Source organism: Alkalisalibacterium limincola (genome assembly GCF_008017755.1).
Taxonomy (GTDB): Bacteria; Pseudomonadota; Gammaproteobacteria; order Xanthomonadales; family Xanthomonadaceae; genus Alkalisalibacterium; species Alkalisalibacterium limincola.
In genome coordinates, this window is the sequence record NZ_VRTS01000005.1 from 109,689 (window position 1) to 125,848 (window position 16,160).

A 16,160-nucleotide genomic window follows, 5' to 3' on the forward strand; every position below is an offset into this window, starting at 1 on the left:
GTCTGCCCCGGTGTTGCATCGCGCTCACGACAGCGGCCCGAATTCACCGCGCGCCAGCAGCGCGCCGGCGTGGCTGACCTCGAAGCGCATGCGCGCGCCCTGGCGTTGCAGGGCCACCTCGGCACGCTGGCCGGGCAGCAGCGGCTGCACGAACTTCACCTGCGGCAGGCCCAGCGCACCGACCGGCTGGCCGTTCCAGGCCTCCGCGATCGCCAGCACCCGGTCCAGCACCAGCACACCGGGCACGACCGGATTGCCCGGGAAGTGGCCTTCCAGGCTGGGATGGTCGTGTTCGATCATGAAGCTGTCGTGGCGCTGGTCCGCGCTGTCCACATCGCCCCCCGTGGCGTGGCTTGACGCCATGGTAGTGATTCGCAGCCCGCGCCACACCGGAATTAGTCTTGCCGGTGCGGGCCCGCGGCCCGGCGTCAGGCGGCGCGGTTGCCCTCGACGTGGGCCGACAGCGAGCGCAGGTTGGCGAAAATGCGGCGGTTTTCCTCGTTGTCCGAGCGCAGCTGGAAACCGTACTTCTTGGAAATCGCCAGCGAGAGCTCCAGCGCGTCGATCGAATCCAGGCCCAGGCCATCGCCGAACAGCGGCGCTTCCGGGTCGATCTCCGACGCATCGGTGTCTTCGAGGTTGAGGCTGTCGACCAGCAGTTGAGCCAGTTCGTGTTCGGATGCAGTCTGTTCGGACATGATTGGAACCGGGTTCGGGCCGCCGGGCGCAAGGACCGGGAAGCCGCGTGGAAGGACCGTCCGGCCGCGGGTGCCGGGGGCGCGGAGTGTATCATGTGCCGCCCTCCGCACCTGTGGAGACCGCCCGCCCCGCCCGAATGAACACGATGACCCCGCCCAGCACCCGCACAAGCCCCGAACCGATCGAGCACCCCGACGTGCTGGTCGTGGGCGGTGGGCCGGCGGGTTCCACGGCGGCCACGCTGCTGGCGCGCAAAGGCTGGCGGGTGGTCCAGCTGGAGCGCGAGCGCCACCCGCGCTTCCACATCGGGGAGTCGCTGCTGCCGATGAACCTGCCGATCCTGCAGCGCCTGGGCGTGCTGGAGCAGGTCGCCGGCATCGGCGTGCACAAGGCCGGCGCCGACTTCCCCACGCCCGACGGCAGCTACAACACCTTCCGCTTCGAGCGCGCGCTCGATGCCCGGGCCACGCATGCCTACCAGGTGCCGCGCGACCATTTCGACCGCCTGCTGTTCGAGCACGCCGCCGCCAACGGCGTGGACACGCGCCCGGCCACGACCGCCACGAAGGTCGAGCTCAACGAGCACGGCAGCCCATGGCGGGTGCACGCCCGCACGGTCGATGGCCAGGCGCTGTGCTTCCAGCCGCGCTACGTGGTCGATGCCAGTGGCCGCGACACGCTGCTGGGGCGGGCGCTGAAGCTCAAGCGCAAGAACCCCCGCCACCAGTCGGCCGCCATCTTCAGCCACTTCAGCGGCGTGGCCCGGCGCGAGGGCGAGGACGCCGGCAACATCAGCGTGCTGCGCTTCGCCCACGGCTGGATCTGGATGATCCCGCTGCCCGACGGCCTGATGAGCGTCGGCGCAGTGTGCTTCCCGGACTACCTCAAGCAGCGCAACGGCGACACCGAAAGCTTCCTGATGCAGACGCTGGCGATGCAGCCGGCGGTGGTCGAGCGCATGCGCGGCGCGCAGCGCGTGGCCCCGGTGCACGTCACCGGCAACTATTCCTACACCTGCCAGCGCATGGCCGGCCCGTGCTGGGTGATGGTCGGCGACGCCTACGCGTTCCTCGACCCGATCTTCTCCTCCGGCGTGTACCTGGGCATGGACAGCGCCGAGCAGGCCGCCGGCATGGTCGATGCCGCGCTGCGCGACCCCACCTGCGAGGCAGCGCGCCAGCGCGCGATGCAAAAGCGCAGCGACCGCGGCCTGGCCTGGTTCTCCTGGTTCATCTACCGCTTCATGAGTCCGACGATGGCGCACCTGTTCGCCCACCCCAACAACCGCTGGCAGGTGGAGCAGGCCGTCATCTCGATGCTGGCCGGCGACGTGTACGACAACCCGCGCGTGCGCCGCCGCCTGCGCGTGTTCCAGCTGGTGTTCGCGCTGCGCGCGTTGTCCACGCTGCCGGCCAGCCTGGCCGCGCGCTGGCGCCGCCGCCGGGCGCCGCGGCGCGCTTCGATTTCGAAACGCTGGCCCCGGCCACCGCGGCCCCTGCCAGCCAGGGCGAGCGTCCTTGAGCGCCGCGATGAACGCCCCGGCCTGCCCCCCGCTGAGCGTGCGCTACGAGGCCACCGCGCTGCCGGAGCTGCTGGACCAGCCCGACGTGCTGGCGGTGTTCGGCTTCGGTGCCCACGCGCCGGAACACGAGGACCCGCGCTACGTGCACGTGGGCCTGGAGCCGGTGTCCGTGCCGGCACCGTTCGAGGTGTGGCGTGGCAGCGGCGAGGTGCGGCATGGCCGGGCCGGCGACATCGTCTGGGCCAATGACGGTCGACTGGGCTTTGGCGTCATCGAAGTCGACGAGGCGCACGCCGGCGGCATCGCCGCGGCGGCCGAGCAGGCGTATGCGGCGCTCCTGCGGCACGTGGCGCGCGGCCCGTTCCCGGCGCTGCTGCGGGTGTGGAACTACCTCGACGCGATCACCGAGGGCGAGGGCGACGAGGAGCGCTACCGCCAGTTCAGCATCGGCCGCGCACGCGGCATGCATGGCCATGTCAGCGATTTCCCGGCCGCCACCGCCATCGGCCGCCGGGACGGCCGCCGCGTGCTGCAGGTGTACTGGCTGGCCGCGGCGCGCCCCGGCCGTGGCATCGAGAACCCGCGACAGATCAGCGCCTACCGCTACCCGCGCCAGTACGGCCCGCAGCCGCCCAGCTTCGCGCGAGCCACGCTGCCGCCCATCGACGGCATGCCGCTACTGCTCTCCGGCACCGCCAGCGTGGTCGGCCATGCCTCGGCGCACCCCGACGACATCCACGCCCAGCTGACGGAAACCTTCCGCAACCTCGACGCGCTGGTCGGCGTGGCGCGCCCGCTGCGGCCGGGCCTGGGCGTGTGCATCGGCGCCTCCAGCCTGCTGAAGGCCTACGTGCGCCAGCCCGACCACGCCGCCGCCGTGGCCGCCGCGCTCGACGCGCGCCTGCCGACCCGGATTCGGCGCTGCTGCTGCACGCGACGTGTGCCGTACCGACCTGCTGGTCGAAATCGACGGCTTCCACCGCTAAGCCCGCCCCGCCGCCCGGGCCTTCGACCTTTGTCTAGACCCCACCCGTGCGCGCGGGTGTCCGTGAAGGCGGTCGCGCAGCGTTTTTACTGATCGGGGACATCCCCCCGGACAGCCTCGAACCGGCACCCCCAAACGGCCGGCTCCCGGCTCCCTCACCTTGAAGGGAGAACGACCCATGAACCTGTTCCGCTCCACGGCGGGCGCGTGCGCCCTTGTGCTGCTCGCATGCAGCGTCGCATCGGCGGGCGAGCCGCCGCCACCCACCCAGACCCCATCCGACAGCGCGATGCGCGTCTTCATCGACCCGCTGACCGGCCAGCCCCGCCAGCCCACGGCGGCCGAGCAGCAGGTGCTCAACGCGCAATGGCGGGCACGCCCGCAGCGGATGTTCCCGACCCAGCCCGCCACCGAGGCCGAAGCCGCCGCCACGCTGCGGCACCACCCCTCCGGCATGCGGTCGATGGCGGTGCCCGAGTCGCTGTTCAGCACGCTGCAGGCCGAGGCCGATGCCGGCGGCCAGTTGCGCATCCACCACGCCGACCCCGCCCATGCCACGCATGACGAGGACGCCCCCACGCAGGAGCTTCCCCATGAATAAGTCCTCATTGGCCTGCCTGCTGGGCGCCATCCTGCTGGCCGGCAGCGCGCCGGCCTGGGCGGTGGACGTCGAGATCCTCAACGTCGACCCGCCCGGCGCCGGGCTCAACGACCCCACCCCCGCCAGCCCGGTGGGCGGCAATCCCGGCCTCACCGTTGGCGAACAGCGCCAGGCCGCCTACCGGTTCGCCGCCGATCTGTGGGGCAGCGTGCTGGAGGGCGACGCCACGGTGCGGGTCAACGCCAGCTTCGCCCCGCTCCCCTGCGCACCGACCACCGGCGTGCTGGCCAGTGCCGGCCCCACCTTCATCTTCTCCGACTTCCCCGGCGCGATCCCCGACACGTGGTACCACGTGGCCCTGGCCAAGGCGATCACCGGCGACGACCTCATCGGCACCGACCCGGACATCGTCACCACGTTCAATGCCAGCGCCGGCCAGCCGGGCTGCCTGGAGGCCTCGGGGTGGTACTACGGGTTCGATGGCAACGCGCCGCCCGGGCAGTTCAACTTCCTCAACGTCGTCATGCACGAGATCGGCCACGGGCTGGGGTTCTCCGGGTTCGAGAACGTCACCACCGGCACGCTGTTCTTCGGGCTGCCGAGCATCTACGCCACCTTCAGTCGTGACGGCATCACCGGCCTGCTGATCCGCGACATCACGAATGCCGAACGGGCCGCGGCCTTCCGCAACGACGGTGGCCTGGTGTGGGTGGGCGATTCGGTGACGACGGAATCGGAACTGGTGCTCGACACCGGGGTGCCCGAGTTCCGGGTGCTCACGCCCGCCGCCATCGCCGGACCGTATGCGTTCGGCACGGCGGCGTTCGGCCCCGCGATCGGCACCGACAACTTCAGCGGCGATGTGGTGACGGCCCTGTCCGGGGAAGTGCTGCCGACCGCCTGCGAGCCGCTGACCAACGCCGCCGACGTGGCCGGGAACATCGCCCTGGTCGTCCGCGGCGCCTGTACGTTCACGATCAAGGCACTCAACGCACAGAATGCCGGCGCGACGGGCGTGATCGTGGCCAACAATTCCGGGGGCACGTTCGGAATGGGCGGCGACGACCCGAACGTGGTGATCCCGGTCATCAGCGTGTCGGAGGACGATGGGGCGCTGTTCTTCGCCAACGAACCCGAGCTCAGTGTCGCGTTCACCATCGACGAGACGCGTCTGCGCGGCACCGATCCGGACGGCTTCGTGCAGCTGTACGCACCCAGCGCGGTGGCACAGGGCTCATCGGTCTCGCACTTCGACACGCGGCTCGACCCGAATGCGCTGATGGAGCCCTTCATCACCGCCTCGCTGATCGCCCACCTCAACCTGGACCTGACCCCTGCCTTGTTCGAGGACATCGGCTGGGGCATCAACCGGGGGACGGCGCGCATCGGCAATTGCGATACCGGTGTCCCGGTCTCGACCGAGGGCGGGTTGATCGTCGGTGCCAACATCGTGGCCACGGCCCAGTTGTGCCGCTCGGTGTCGGGCAACCAGGGTGCACTGGTGAACTGCATGGTCGACCACGCCAAGGCACTTCGCGATGCGGGCCTGATCAGCGCGCAGCAATCCAGCCAGGTACGGTCCTGCACGGCGCGCTGGCGCTGACGCTGGCCGCTGTCGGAAGGGAAGCCGCGGGCCTGCCGGCCCGCGGCTTCCTGCCCACTCTCAGTCCAGGGGCTTGGTGATGATCGCCTGCCGGTGCCCCTGGCGGCGCTTCTCGAATACCGCGATGGAGTCGTAGAACGCGATGGAATCGGTGCTGCGGCTGAAGTCGTCGACCTGCAGGTCCTCCGGCGCATGCACCGCGTTGAGCTGGTCGATCTTGCGCTTGGCGTATTCGATGAACGTGTGCGGCAGGCCCAGTCCACCCTCGTACTTGGGCCAGTAGCAGGTGTGGAGGTCCTCGACGAAGTAGACGCCGTTGTCGCGCACGTGCGGGTAGAGCAGCTCGAAGGACGCGATGAGGTGCGACATCCGGTGGCTGCCGTCGTCGATGACGATGTCGAACTCGGGGTATTTGTCCAGGATCGTGCCGATGACCGCCGGATCGTCCTGGCTGCCGATGAACACCTCGATGTTCTCGCGCTCGTGCTGCTTGCACTCGGGATTGATGTCCAGGCCCACGATGCGCGCGCCCTCGCCGAAGTAGGCCTTCCACATCTCCATCGAACCGCCGCCGTGCACGCCGATCTCGAGCACCGTCGGTGCGGTGCCGCGGAAGCGCTCGAAGTGACGCTCGTACACGTCGAAGTAGTGCACCCACTTGTGCAGGCGCTTGCCGGAGTTGTTGAGGAAATAGCGGTGCAGGAAGCCCGAGCTCATGCGTTGGCCCTTGGAAAGCGGAGGAAAAACGGGTTCGCGCAGAATACCCGGATCACGCGGGTGCGGTGACTTGCAGCACCTGGTCGCCCAGCGCCGCGGCGGCGTCCGGGTCGTGGGTGATGAACACCATCGCCAGCGCGTGCTCGCGCTTGAGCTTGCCGAGCAGTGCGATGACCGCATTGCGGTGTTCGGCGTCCAGCGCCGACACCGCCTCGTCGCAGACCAGCAGCTTCGGGCCGCAGGCCAGCGCGCGGGCGATCGCGATGCGCTGGCGTTGGCCGCCGGAGAACGAGTGCGGGTAGCGCTCGGCGGTGGCCGGGTCGACGCCGACGGATTCCAACAGTTCCAGCGCGCGCTGGCGGCGCTCGGCGTTGCTGCCGATGCGGTGGATGCGCAGCGGCTCGGCGACGATGTCGACCACGCGCATACGCGGGTCCAGCGAGGCAAACGGATCCTGGAACACCGCGCCGATGTCGCGGCCCAGCGCACGGCGTTGCTTCGGCGGCAGCGACAGCACGTCGTGGCCGAGGATGTCGATGCGGCCGTCCACCGTGCCCGGCACCAGTCCCAGCACCGCGCGTGCGATCGTGCTCTTGCCGCTGCCCGAGGCACCGAGGACGGCCAGGCACTGGCCGCGTGGGATCTCGAAGCCGACATCGCTGACCGCCGCGGTGTCGGCGCCTCGGTAGCGGACGGTGAGTCCTGAGACCGTCAAGCCGGGCTCGCCACCCTGCAGCCCCGGCTGGTGCGGCGGCGGGCGCGAAGCCTCGACCAGCCGCTGCGTGTACGCATGCTGCGGCGAGGCCAGCAATCCGGCCGTCGTGCCGGTCTCCACCACCTCTCCGCCCTGCAGCACCATCACCCGGTCGGCGTGCCGCGCCACCTGGCCCAGGTCGTGGCTGACCAGCAGCACACCCAGGCCCAGCTCGGCGCGCAGTTGCCCGAACAGCTCCAGCACCGCCTCACCGAGGTCCGGGTCCAGCGCTGATGTGGGCTCGTCAGCCAGCAGCACCGAGGCCCGCAGGCCAGCGCCAACGCCACCAGCACGCGTTGGCGCTGTCCACCGGACAGCTGGTGCGGATAGCGGCGCAGCATCACCGCGGCGTCGGGCAGGCGCACCAGCCCGATGAGTTCCAGCGCGCGTTGCTGTGCGGCGCGGCGGTCCAGGCCCGCGGCGTAGCGCAGCGTCTCGCGCAGTTGATCGCCGACCTGGCGCATCGGGTGCAGTGCCGCCAGCGGGTCCTGCGGCACCCAGCCGATGTGGCGACCGCGAAGCTGCGCGTGCGCCTTGCCGTGCAGGGGCACCGGCGCGCCATCCACCACCAGGGTGCCCGAAGCCCGCAGCCCCTCCGGCAGCAGGTCCAGCAGCGCCAGCGTGGTCAGGCTCTTGCCGGAACCACTTTCCCCCACCAGGCCCACGCACTCGCCGGCCGGCAGGTTCAGGTCCAGCGGGCCGACCAGACGCCCGTAGGCGGTGTCGATGCACAGACCGCGAAGTTCGACCGCGGCACTCACAAGACGCCTCCGCGCACGGCAGCGCCAGCGCCACCGCCCGCCTTCGCACCACCGACACCCACGCCCGGCCCCATCCCGGCACCCGCATCCGCACCACCCCCGGGCAGCCCACCGTCCGTGCGTCCGCTGACATCCAGCCAATCACGCAGCCCGTCGCCCAGGAATTGGAACGCCGCCAGCGTCGCGGTCAGGAACAGCGCCGGGAACAGCAGCGTCCAGGGCGCGTGGTCGATCTCCTGCGCGCCCTCGGCCAGCAGCGTGCCCCAGCTGGCGGCGGGCTCGTCCACGCTCAGGCCGAGGAAGCCGAGGAAACTTTCGACCAGGATCGCCTGCGGCAGGATCAGCCCCAGGTACACCAGCGCCAGCGGCAGCAGGTTCGGCAGCAGGTGCCACCGCAGCACCTGGCTGGTGGAGGCGCCGGCGGCGCGCGCGGCCAGCACGAACGGCGCCTCGCGCAGCCGCGCCGCCTCCGCACGTACCACCCGCGCCAGATCGATCCACACATAGCCACCGATCGCCCCGAGCAGCAGCCACAGCGAGCGCTCGAACAGCGTCAGCAGCAGGATGACCAGCAGCAGGAAGGGCAGGGCACTCATCACGTCGAGCACGCGCACCATCGCCCGCTCGATGAAGCCGCCCAGGTAACCGGCCAGCGCGCCATAGCCCAGGCCCAGCACCAGCGCGATCAGGCTGGCCAGGATGCCAATGCCCAGCGACAGCCGCCCGCCGGCCAGCACGCGCGCGAACACGTCGCGCCCGATCGCATCGGTGCCGAAAAGGTGGGCCCACGACGGCGCCTGGGACAGCGCCTCCCAATTCGGCCGATGCGGATCGGCGCGCCCAGCCACGGGCCCACCCACACCAGCAGCAGCATCAGGCCCAGCACGGTCAGGCAGGCGCGGGCCACGGGCGGCAATGGGCGGGAGGGTCGCGACACACCGGCATGATACGCATCAAAGCCGGCCCCGCCGGCGGCGCTATCATGGTGCCAGCGAAGGAGTTCACCCATGTCCTACCCCTACACCCGCCCGCGGCGAATGCGCCGCGACGACTTCTCCCGCCGGCTGATGCGCGAGCACGTGCTGGGCACCGACGACCTGATCCTGCCGGTGTTCGTGCACGGCCTCGATGGCCGCGCCGCGATCGCCTCGATGCCCGGCGTTGAGCGCGTGTCGATCGACGAGCTGCTGCGCGTGGCCGAACAGGCCAGCGAACTGCGCATCCCGGCCCTGGCCCTGTTCCCGGTGACACCGGACGAGGACAAGACCGACGACGCGGCGGCCGCCTGGCACGAGGACGGCCTGGCCCAGCGCGCGGTGCGGGCGCTGAAGGAGCGCTTCCCGCAGCTGGGCGTGATCACCGACGTGGCACTGGACCCCTACACCTCGCACGGGCAGGACGGCCTGATCGACGCCGACGGCTACGTGATGAACGACGAGACCGTCGAGGCGCTGGTGAAGCAGGCGCTGTCGCATGCCGACGCCGGCGCGACGTGGTGGCGCCGTCGGACATGATGGACGGGCGCATCGGCGACATCCGCTTCGCGCTGGAGGAATGCGGCCACGTGCACACGCGCATCCTGGCCTACTCCGCCAAGTACGCCTCCAGCTTCTATGGCCCGTTCCGCGACGCGGTCGGCTCGGCCGCCAGCCTGGGACGCGCCGACAAGAAGACCTACCAGATGGACCCGGCCAACTCCGACGAGGCCCTGCGCGAAGTGGCGCTGGACCTGGAGGAAGGCGCCGACATGGTCATGGTCAAGCCCGGCCTGCCCTACCTGGACATCGTGCGCCGGGTGAAGGACGAGTTCGGCGCGCCCACCTTCGTCTACCAGGTCAGCGGCGAATACGCGATGCTCAGGGCCGCGGCCGCCAACGGCTGGCTGGATGAACGCAGTTGCGCTCTGGAGGCGCTGACCAGTATCAAGCGCGCCGGTGCCGATGGCATCCTCACCTATTACGCGCTGGATGCAGCGCGCTGGCTCAAGGAGTAGAACCCATGCCCCGCAAGTTCGCCGTGTTCGGCCACCCCGCCTCGCATTCGCTGTCGCCGCGCATCCACGCCGCGTTCGCCGCGCAGTTCGACCAGACGCTGCAGTACGACATCATCGACGCCGCGCCCGAGCAGCTGGCCGACGCGCTGGAGCGCTTCGCCGCCGAAGGTGGCGTGGGCGCCAACATCACCGTGCCGCACAAGGTAGCCGCGTTCGAGCTGTGTGCCGAAGTGACCGACCGCGCCCGCCGCTCCGGGGCCGCCAACGTGCTGACCCGCGTGGGCGACGGCTGGCACGGCGACAACACCGACGGCACCGGCCTGGTGCGCGACCTGACCGGCCGCCGCCGCCTCGACCTGCGCGGCCGCCACGTGCTGCTGCTGGGCGCCGGCGGTGCCGCGCGCGGCGTGGCCGTGTCGATGCTGGATGCCGGCGTGCGCCGCATCACCATCGTCAACCGCACCCCGGCCAACGCCGACGCGCTGGTGGACACGCTGGCCGCGCCCGACCACGTCGGCTCGCGCTATTGGAAGGACATGCGCGACATCGGCGACTTCGAACTGATCATCAACACCACCTCTGCCGGCCGCAGCGGCGAAATGCTGGATCTGCCCAGCAGCCTGGTGAACACGCTGACCACCGCCGTGGACATCAGCTACGGCGAAGTGTCGATCGGCTTCCTGAGCTGGGCCCGCGCCGCCGGCTGCCGTCACGCCTTCGACGGCCTGGGCATGCTGGTGGAACAGGCCGCCTTGGCCTACGAGCACTGGCACGGCAAGCGCCCCGACACCGACGAGGTGTTCGCGGACCTGCAGTCGCACTCGGTGGAGTTCGCCAGTGGCGATTGAGTGCAGCCGGTGAACGCACGCGGGACACGGGAGGGGGCCGCGATGCGGCCCTTCTTCCTTTGAACTGCCGGGAAGGCTGCGGGGCGTGCTGTATCGCGCCTTCGATTACCTCGCCGATTCCGGGGATGCCGCATGGCAAGCCGGCCGGGGTGCCATGCGTGCAATTGGATGATGCGATGCGGTGTCGGTTGTTTGGAAAGCCGGAAAGGCCGGGGTTTTGTGTGGGACTGAGGCCGGAGGCGGGGATGTGTGGGGAGTCTCAGCGAGAAGCCATGGCGTTGTTGGGGGCCTTGGAGCTTGCTACAGCACCGTAGGGGCCAATAACAGCTCGCCATACCAATGCGGTGAATCTCAGGTTTGCGATCCAGGCGTACGACCCATCTCCTCGATCAAACCTTCTCCCTGACTTCGCACGTTTCCTACCTCTCGCCGCACCGGATGAAAACCAACCTCGACGGCTGGCGCCCCGGCGACGATTGCCCCGGCCGCATCGGCGCTACCGTCCAACCAGTCACCCAGCACCTCAGGATGCAGCGCCAGTGGCATGCGATTGTGCAGCGCCGCGATTTCCCCCTCGCCGTCGCGGGTAATGATCGAGAACGACTCCATGGGCTCGGCTGCCACCTGTTCGTTGCGCTCCCACAGCCCGGCAAACAGCATCAGCCCCGCCTTGGGGTGGATCCAGTAAGGCTGCTTCACGCCGTCTTCGGTGCGCCACTCGTAGTAGCCGGTGGCAATCACCAGGCAGCGCCGGGCCTTCCACGCGGCGCGAAAGGCGGGCTTCGTGGCGGCGGTCTCCACCCGGGCGTTGATGGTGCTGTAGCCGATCTTGGTGTCCTTCGCCCACGCGGGCACAAGACCCCAACGCAGGCGCTCGGCCACGGCCTGGCCGTCGCGCGACAGAATCACCCAGGCGTTTTGGGACGGGGCGATGTTGTAGGCCGGCTCCGGATCCTGCGCGGGCGTGGCCACGGCCAGCGGTGCGGTGAACGCGTGCACTTCGGCCCAAGTGGCGTGGTTGGTGTAGCGGCCGCACATGGGCTTAGGTTTCCTTCGACCAGACGCGCAGGAACTCGGCGAAGCGACGTTCCAGATGCTTTGGCTTCTCCGCAAACAATCGTCCTCCCACTGGCTGGCTTGCTTTCTCCAACTTGGCCGTGCGCTGGTCTATGCACCGGGAGAACTCGTCGAGATCAGCCTCGTTCGCTGAAAGCACCGAATCCTCCATGACCCGGTCCCGCAGCACGCACAGGTTGTGGTGGTCGCCCAGCAGTTGGCCCAATGCGTCCGTCTCCTCGCGCCTTGCCTTCATGACGGTGGGCCAGGCTTCGCGCAGCAGACGGACGTGGTACCCGTGGTACTTCACCCGCTTTCGCCACTCGTGGAAGCTCTTGGCCGACGGTTCGTCGAGCGCGGCCTGCATCGCGGTTCGCGCTCGGGCGTAGGACTTTCGCAAACCTGCGAGGGCTGTGCCGTACCCCTCATCGTCGATACGCAGCGACGATGCGCGCTCGAGGCCCGCCACCATCGCGGCCTCGAACTCCCGCAGGCATTCGCTGATCCGGTCCTCGTCCGCCATCAGCGTGTCCCTGCGCATCTGCAGTCTGGCGCGGATGGCGTGCATGGTGGCCGCATCCACCTCGCCGCTGCACTTTTTGGAAAGCGCGTCGCAGGTCTCGATCAGGGCCTCCGCATCACGCGCATCGGAAAGCATGCGCGCAGCGTCGCGGTACCAGGCGTTCTCTTCCGAGTACGTCTTCATCCCGCTGCGGACCAGTCGCAGCGCGCCGCGGATCTTCTTGCAGCGCTTGCGTACCTGGTGGATGGTGCTGGCCTGGTCGAGGCTGGTGTCCGCCAGCTCGCCGAGGGCACGCTCGACCTGTTCGGACACAACGCGGCGAATGCCCTTCTGAAGCGATTCGCCGGTTTTGAAACGGTATGGCATGGGTCGCGACCTCCGACCTGACTCTAGCGCGGCAGCGTGCAAACCAGATGAACCCGCCGCGACCCTCGACGGCACGGCATCAAGCGATGCCAGCGCACCCGACCGGAGGGCCGATTACAGCGCCAACTCTTCATCCAGCAGCAACAAAGCGGCGGCCGCCGCGGCGAGGTAGACGCGCTCCCCTTCATCGGGCCGCTGGTCCATGTGCACCCGGCCGGCATTGAGCATGTCCACCACCATCAGCGGCACGCCGTTGTGGAGCAGTTCGAAACCGGTGGCCTCGGCTGCCGGCCACGATGACCCCTCGTATCCGTGGACGCTTCGAAGCAGGTATTCGCCCGAGGGCGAAACCAGACGCCCGTGCAGGCGAGTGCCCTTGCGTGACATCTCCAGCGGCATGACCCGTGCGGCGCCATCGAACCAAAAACCGCAGGCCATCATCGGTCCAGCCAGTGCGGTCAGGTCCACGTCCAGTGGGGCGTGGGTGCCATGGACGGCAGCCCAGGTGCGGATGCGGCACTGCACTTCGACCGGCGACTGGTTCGGCGCGACCAGGGTGAACGCGTAGCGGCGGGCAGCGCGGCCGATGTCGACCGACCCCACCGGAATCGCCCAGCTGAAGGTGCTGCCTTCGCGCATCTCCAGCGCGCTGTAGGGACCGAACCGCACCGGCTCGTTGAAACGGCGCGGCGAATGGCCGCTGACCTCGTAGCTGCTGGCGTGGTCCGCGAATCCATCCGGCAACCGCACCTGTGCGGGCGTGCATGCGACCAGGGCCGTTGTTGCAGCCACCACGATGGAGAATCCGTGCAATGAACGCATGTGCGTAACGCTCGAGGGGAGGTGGCCGGATGCTAGGGCTGGCAAGGCGAGCTTCCCCCCTGCCGTTGGTCACTGGCGCCGGAGTTCGTTCAGCCGCTGCTCGGGAAAGGGGGGCGATACCCGCGCCCTGCTCAAGTCCTACCGCGACACGCGCGCTCAGCGGTACTCGGGGTTTGGGTGGTCGAAGCGGCAGCCGGCATCCCAGGCGCTGCGCTGGTTGCCGTGCACGGGAATGCCGCCGGCGTCCTTCAGCAGTCGCGCCAAGTGCATCAGGTTCCAGGTCATGAAGGTGGTGTTGCGCTGGGTGAAATCGTTGTCGTAGCCGGTGCCGTCGTCGCCATAGGACGGCCCCGGGCCGGCCTCGCCGATCCAGCCGGCGTCGGCCTGCGGGGGGATGGTGTAGCCCAGGTGCTGCAGCGCGTACAGCACGCTCATCGCGCAGTGCTTGATGCCGTCCTCGTTGCCGGTCACCAGGCAGCCGCCGACCCGGCCGTAGTAGACATACTGTCCGGCCGCGTTGAGCTTGCCGGATTCGCCATACAGGCGCTCGATCACGCGCCGGCACACCGAGCTCTCCTCGCCCAGCCAGATCGGCGTGGCCAGCACCAGGATGTCGGCTGCCATCACCTGCTTGCACAGGGCCGGCCAGTCGTCTCGATCGAAACCGTGTTCGGTCATGTCCGGCTGCACGCCGGGCGGCAGGTCCAGGTCTACCGGGCGCACGAGGTCGACGTGGACCTTGTTGGCGCGCATGACGCCCGCGGCGACATGGATCAGTCGCTCGGTGTGCGAGTCGGTGCCGCTTGGTTTGAGCGTACAGTTGAGGAACAGCGCCCGCAGGTCGTGGTAGCTCGAAGGGGGAGGCGGTTCGGTGGCGGTCATAGGAGTGCTCCTGGTGGCCCGCGGAGTCGAAGATCGCTCAGCGTGTCAATTGATTGCACGCCCTGCGACGCGGTGCAAACGGCACGGGTCTTCGGCCACTGGGCCGGCGACCCCGGGGCCGGCCCCGCTGTCGCTAGCGCCGGTCCGGCCGCAGTTGCGGCTGCCTTGCGCAGCGTAGCCACGGCCTGCAAGGTTCTAGTCACCTTGCGCGACCCTGCACCGCCTGAGAAGCTGCCGTCGCCATGACCGCAGCCATCCAGACCCGCGCCCTGCTCAAGTCCTACGGCGACACGCGCGCGCTCAGCGGCATCGACCTGAACGTCGAGCGCGGCGCGGTGTACGGCCTGCTGGGCCCGAACGGCGCAGGCAAGACCACCACCATCCGCGTGCTGGCCACGCTGATCCGGCCCGACGGCGGGTCGGCGCAGGTGCTGGGCCACGACGTGGTCGAGGAAGCCGACAAGGTGCGGGCCAAGGTCAGCGTCACCGGCCAGTTCGCCTCGGTCGACGAGGACCTGACCGGGATGGAGAACCTGGTGCTGGTCGCCCGCCTGCTGGGGTTTTCGTGGCGCGGGGCACGCTTGCGGGCCGCGGAGCTGCTGGAGGCCTTTGGACTGGGCGAGGCGGCACGCCGGCAGGTCAGCACCTATTCCGGCGGCATGCGGCGTCGGCTCGACATCGCGGCCAGCCTGGTGGTGACCAGCGAGCTGCTGTTCCTCGACGAGCCCACGACCGGCCTGGACCCGCGCAGCCGCAACCAGGTCTGGGACATCGTGCGCGCCATCGCCGCGGAAGGCACCACGGTGCTGCTGACCACGCAGTACCTGGAGGAGGCCGATCGGCTGGCGGACCGGCTGGCGGTGATCGACCACGGCACGCTGATCGCGGAAGGCACCAGCCGCGAACTCAAGCAATCGGTCGGCGGGCGCACGCTGCACCTGCGCCTCGGCGACCCGGCTCGGCGCGGCGAGGCGGAAGCGGTACTGCAGGGCATCCTCGGCGAGGTGAACGCCGGCGTGGACTCCGAATCACTGGCCGCCAAGATCGTGCACGACGACCAGGTCACGCAGACGCTGTCGGCGCTGGGTGCCAGCGGCCTGGCCGTGGCCGAGTTCAACCTGGCGCCGCCGAGCCTGGACGAGGTGTTCTTCGCGCTGACCGGGCGGCCCGCGGAGCCGTCGGCGACGGAACCGGAGGCCGCGCCATGAATCCTGAGAACCTCCACGGCGTGCTGTCGCGCGAGCTGCGGCCGTCGCCGCCGAATGCGCTGTCGGCGTGCTGGACGCTGGCGTGGCGGGCGATGCTGAAGATCAAGCACGTGCCGTTCCAGTTGTTCGACGTCACCGTGTTTCCGATCATGATGACGGTGATGTTCACCTACCTGTTCGGCGGCGCGCTCGCCGGCTCGACCCAGGCCTACCTGCAGTACCTGCTGCCCGGCATCGTGGTGCAGACCATCGTGTTCCTGACCGTGTACACCGGCGTGGGCATCAACACCGACATCACCAAGGGGCTGTTCGACCGCTTCCGCTCGATGCCGATCTGGCAGCCGGCGCCGATCGTCGGCGCGCTGCTGGGCGACCTGGCCCGCTATGCGCTGGCCGCGCTGGTGGTGGTCATCGTCGGCTTGATCCTGGGCTTCCGGCCGGAGGCGGGCTTCGTCGGCGTGGTGCTGGCGGTGGCGTTGATGCTGGTGTTCGCCTCGGCGCTGTCGTGGATATGGATCATCGTCGGCATGCTGGTGCGCACGCCGGAGTCGGTCATGACCACCAGCTTCCTGTTCCTGTTCCCGCTGACCTTCATCAGCAACATCTTCGTCGACCCGGCCACGATGCCGGGCTGGCTGCAGGTGGTCGTGGGCATCAACCCGGTCAGCCACCTGGCCTCCGCCTCGCGCGGGCTGATGCACGGCAATCTGGCGATCCAGGACGTGCTGTGGGTGCAGGCTGCGTCGGCGGTGCTGACCGCGGTGTTCGCGACGATCGCGATGCGAATGTACCGACGCGAGCGCTAGGCCTGAACCGGCCA

The 16,160-nt window shown here is 69.5% G+C and carries 16 protein-coding genes and 3 pseudogenes; 9 read left to right on the forward strand and 10 right to left on the reverse strand.

Translation table 11 applies throughout. The features are described 5' to 3' along the window. Positions 1-24 precede the first annotated feature (24 nt). Together FU658_RS08550 and FU658_RS08555 are read right to left on the reverse strand one after the other, a co-directional pair. Complete coding sequence (locus FU658_RS08550) at positions 25-363, reverse strand: ApeI family dehydratase (protein ID WP_147891699.1); 339 nt, start codon at positions 361-363, stop codon at positions 25-27. 65 nt (positions 364-428) lie between these two features. Next, the gene (locus tag FU658_RS08555) at positions 429-698 is read right to left on the reverse strand and encodes a phosphopantetheine-binding protein (RefSeq protein ID WP_147891700.1); all 270 of its coding nucleotides are present in this window, start codon (positions 696-698) and stop codon (positions 429-431) included. 146 nt (positions 699-844) lie between these two features. Here FU658_RS08555 and FU658_RS08560 point away from each other — a divergent pair. The 4 genes and pseudogenes from FU658_RS08560 to FU658_RS08575 all read left to right on the forward strand — a co-directional run. Then, positions 845-2,143 (forward strand): annotated as a pseudogene (locus FU658_RS08560) (NAD(P)/FAD-dependent oxidoreductase); the annotation flags it as partial. Positions 2,144-2,228: 85 nt separating this feature from the next. Beyond that, positions 2,229-3,207, forward strand: a pseudogene (locus FU658_RS08565) (chorismate transformation FkbO/Hyg5 family protein). Between the two features lie 177 nt (positions 3,208-3,384). Further along, a complete protein-coding gene (locus FU658_RS08570; RefSeq protein ID WP_147891701.1) occupies positions 3,385-3,807 on the forward strand; it encodes a post-PEP-CTERM-1 domain-containing protein in 423 nt (140 codons plus the stop codon). Further along, on the forward strand, positions 3,800-5,410 hold the full coding sequence (locus FU658_RS08575) for a PA domain-containing protein (RefSeq protein ID WP_147891702.1): 1,611 nt from the start codon (positions 3,800-3,802) through the stop codon (positions 5,408-5,410). Before FU658_RS08570 ends, FU658_RS08575 begins: the two co-directional genes overlap by 8 nt. A gap of 60 nt (positions 5,411-5,470) precedes the next feature. Here FU658_RS08575 and FU658_RS08580 read toward each other — a convergent pair whose 3' ends face one another. The 4 genes from FU658_RS08580 to FU658_RS08595 are packed head-to-tail and all read right to left on the reverse strand — an operon-like array spanning position 5,471 to position 8,490. Continuing rightward, positions 5,471-6,127 carry a class I SAM-dependent methyltransferase gene (locus FU658_RS08580; RefSeq protein ID WP_147891703.1) on the reverse strand — a complete coding sequence of 219 codons (657 nt, stop codon included), beginning with the start codon at positions 6,125-6,127 and terminating at the stop codon, positions 5,471-5,473. Positions 6,128-6,179: 52 nt separating this feature from the next. After that, positions 6,180-6,986 (reverse strand): ATP-binding cassette domain-containing protein, encoded by an 807-nt coding sequence (locus FU658_RS08585; protein WP_255505510.1) that lies wholly within the window; start codon positions 6,984-6,986, stop codon positions 6,180-6,182. Further along, the gene (locus tag FU658_RS15220; protein WP_255505497.1) at positions 6,986-7,642 is read right to left on the reverse strand and encodes an ATP-binding cassette domain-containing protein; all 657 of its coding nucleotides are present in this window, start codon (positions 7,640-7,642) and stop codon (positions 6,986-6,988) included. The genes FU658_RS08585 and FU658_RS15220 overlap by 1 nt, the downstream gene beginning before the upstream one ends. Further along, positions 7,639-8,490, reverse strand: a complete 852-nt coding sequence (locus tag FU658_RS08595) for an ABC transporter permease (protein ID WP_187266015.1) — start codon at positions 8,488-8,490, stop codon at positions 7,639-7,641. Before FU658_RS08595 ends, FU658_RS15220 begins: the two co-directional genes overlap by 4 nt. A gap of 159 nt (positions 8,491-8,649) precedes the next feature. Here FU658_RS08595 and hemB point away from each other — a divergent pair. The 3 genes and pseudogenes from hemB (at position 8,650) to FU658_RS15225 (ending at position 10,797) form a co-directional block, all read left to right on the forward strand. Next, a pseudogene (hemB, locus tag FU658_RS08600) lies at positions 8,650-9,635 on the forward strand (porphobilinogen synthase). Positions 9,636-9,640: 5 nt separating this feature from the next. Continuing rightward, complete coding sequence (gene aroE, locus FU658_RS08605; RefSeq protein ID WP_147891707.1) at positions 9,641-10,483, forward strand: shikimate dehydrogenase; 843 nt, start codon at positions 9,641-9,643, stop codon at positions 10,481-10,483. A 59-nt stretch (positions 10,484-10,542) separates the two neighbouring features. Further along, positions 10,543-10,797 (forward strand): YkgJ family cysteine cluster protein, encoded by a 255-nt coding sequence (locus tag FU658_RS15225; RefSeq protein ID WP_147891804.1) that lies wholly within the window; start codon positions 10,543-10,545, stop codon positions 10,795-10,797. A 37-nt stretch (positions 10,798-10,834) separates the two neighbouring features. On the opposite strand, the gene FU658_RS08615 is transcribed toward FU658_RS15225, so the two are convergent. From FU658_RS08615 to FU658_RS08630, 4 genes are all read right to left on the reverse strand, one after another. Further along, positions 10,835-11,521, reverse strand: a complete 687-nt coding sequence (locus FU658_RS08615) for an SOS response-associated peptidase (protein ID WP_147891708.1) — start codon at positions 11,519-11,521, stop codon at positions 10,835-10,837. 4 nt (positions 11,522-11,525) lie between these two features. Next, on the reverse strand, positions 11,526-12,428 hold the full coding sequence (locus tag FU658_RS08620) for a CHAD domain-containing protein (protein ID WP_147891709.1): 903 nt from the start codon (positions 12,426-12,428) through the stop codon (positions 11,526-11,528). A 114-nt stretch (positions 12,429-12,542) separates the two neighbouring features. Continuing rightward, positions 12,543-13,250: a hypothetical protein gene (locus tag FU658_RS08625; protein ID WP_147891710.1), complete on the reverse strand. Its 708-nt coding sequence runs from the start codon at positions 13,248-13,250 to the stop codon at positions 12,543-12,545. Positions 13,251-13,406: 156 nt separating this feature from the next. Further along, complete coding sequence (locus tag FU658_RS08630) at positions 13,407-14,132, reverse strand: flavodoxin family protein (RefSeq protein WP_147891711.1); 726 nt, start codon at positions 14,130-14,132, stop codon at positions 13,407-13,409. Between the two features lie 242 nt (positions 14,133-14,374). Here FU658_RS08630 and FU658_RS08635 point away from each other — a divergent pair, with 242 nt between their 5' ends. Beyond that, positions 14,375-15,340, forward strand: a complete 966-nt coding sequence (locus tag FU658_RS08635; RefSeq protein ID WP_147891712.1) for an ATP-binding cassette domain-containing protein — start codon at positions 14,375-14,377, stop codon at positions 15,338-15,340. After that, complete coding sequence (locus FU658_RS08640) at positions 15,337-16,146, forward strand: ABC transporter permease (protein WP_147891713.1); 810 nt, start codon at positions 15,337-15,339, stop codon at positions 16,144-16,146. The genes FU658_RS08635 and FU658_RS08640 overlap by 4 nt, the downstream gene beginning before the upstream one ends. Positions 16,147-16,160 lie beyond the last annotated feature (14 nt).